3 protein-coding genes are annotated in these 1,667 nt (G+C 41.3%); 2 read left to right on the top strand and 1 reads right to left on the bottom strand.

The window, feature by feature from the left end; genetic code table 11:
- Both BWI44_RS02360 and BWI44_RS02355 read left to right on the top strand, forming a co-directional pair.
- The coding region (locus BWI44_RS02360; RefSeq protein WP_286810981.1) for a hypothetical protein at window positions 1-605 on the top strand (605 nt) is incomplete at its 5' end.
- 57 nt (window positions 606-662) lie between these two features.
- Window positions 663-1,217, top strand: coding sequence for a hypothetical protein (locus BWI44_RS02355; protein ID WP_286810980.1), 555 nt, complete (start codon window positions 663-665; stop codon window positions 1,215-1,217).
- A gap of 83 nt (window positions 1,218-1,300) precedes the next feature.
- On the opposite strand, the gene BWI44_RS02350 is transcribed toward BWI44_RS02355, so the two are convergent.
- Complete coding sequence (locus tag BWI44_RS02350) at window positions 1,301-1,612, bottom strand: hypothetical protein (RefSeq protein ID WP_286810978.1); 312 nt, start codon at window positions 1,610-1,612, stop codon at window positions 1,301-1,303.
- Window positions 1,613-1,667 lie beyond the last annotated feature (55 nt).

Genomic DNA, 1,667 nt, shown 5'->3' with positions numbered 1-1,667 from the left:
CATTCATCGTCTTCTGCCCAATGTTTCTCTACTTTGGATGGGCGCTTTTCGGCCAAAGAACCCTGAATAAGCTCGCTGAGAAAAAAGCCCTTGAACTGACGGAACAGATAAAGACTGACTGCGAGCGCACCAAAAATTCCTATGAGCACGAGGTACGGTACTACAAAGCGCAATACCAAGATGTGATGACTCACATCGATGCTGCGCTAAACCTGAAAGCAACCTATGAAAAGAAGCTCACGGAGTTTGACATCAGGGAAAAGACTTTCAGTGATCAGATCAAAAAAGTAAAAGAAGATATGCAGCGTGATTTAAAGCTTCAGGTTGCAGCGGAAAAAGCCAGAAGCCGAATGGATCTATCTGCAAGGGATGAGACAATTAACCGCTTAGAGGCGGAAAACAAAAAATTGAAGACCGCTAACAATGGAAAACTCCACAAATCCGTCCGTCTTGAATCGAAGCAGGCCGGCTACGAAGTATTAAAGCAATGGGCAATTGCCGAAGGCGGATTAACCCCCACCGAAATGAAAGCGATCACTCAACCGGCCGAAGAAAAGAAAATGGCGCAACTGCTCAGGGAACTTGAGAGCAAAAAAACGCTGTAGCAGATACTATAATATTTATATATTTTTTATATAATTTTTATATAAATATTATATAAAATGACAAAGTCTACATTTTTCTTAGATGTCCTCTTTTACACTTCACTGCTGTTAAATATTTTTGCCTGCCTCACGCTACTACGCCACAAGTATCAGGCCTACTGCAAAAAAATCATTTACCCTCTCATGGTGACTGTGGCTTTGTACGGCATCGCTGTTTTACTTTACGGAATATTCAATCCTGAAACCATTCCGGAACACCTCACCCCTCAGGAACTATTCACGCTCCATCTTGGATTCGACCATACCACCCAACTTTTCATACAACTAGCGTGGGTTCTTCTAGCCATCATTCCTTTAACTGTGAGCATCATTCAGGCCCTTAGACAGAATGAGAACCTATCCGACGAAAATGATCGGCTGACCAGCGAAAACGAAGAAACCCATCAAGCCAATTCCAGATTGATCGGGAAGCGTAAAAAAGCGAAAGAGAAAACTACAGAGATTGCCAAAGAACGTGACCGGCTGGCCGCCGGATACACGTACATTATTTCGTCACCCGATGTTCCTCCAAAAGTCCGAGACGAATTTCTAAAAAGAGTCAAAGACAAGTAGTTTATATAATAAATATATAATTTTTATATAAAACTTATATAAACTTTATATAATTATTATATATTTTTTATATAACAGACCAATTACCGATTAAATTTATTCAAGACAGCTACCGCCGTCTTGAACGAGCATTTCTTCAAACACATCACGAAATCAATTGCCCCTCCCCCCTGAAATTTTTCGTCTCTTGTATCGAAAAATTTGGGACCGGTCAGAACAAGTTCACGTACGTCATTTCCTAAGCTGACATTGATTCGAATGCTGCTCTTATCTTTCTTTGGAACAAAGTCCGGATCTTTCGTCCAATACAGATCCAATCCGTCTAAAACGGACAGCAAAGGAAGAGATCGAAGCTCAGAAATCTCATCAGGAGAAACAAAAGTGTGTCGGGGCATTTCATTTTTCCTTTTTTGAGACAGTCCCGCCAGTTAACGGGACACACATGGGACA

This window comes from Bacteroides sp. Phil13 (genome assembly GCF_001940965.1).
GTDB lineage: Bacteria > Bacteroidota > Bacteroidia > Bacteroidales > Bacteroidaceae > Bacteroides > Bacteroides intestinalis.
This window is presented reverse-complemented; position numbering and strand designations above follow the sequence as displayed.

Coding starts and splice junctions, on each gene's coding strand:
- BWI44_RS02355 (WP_286810980.1), top strand. CDS start 663: ATGACAAAGTCTACATTTTTCTTAGATGTCCTCTTTTACACTTCACTG.
- BWI44_RS02350 (WP_286810978.1), bottom strand. CDS start 1,612: ATGCCCCGACACACTTTTGTTTCTCCTGATGAGATTTCTGAGCTTCGA.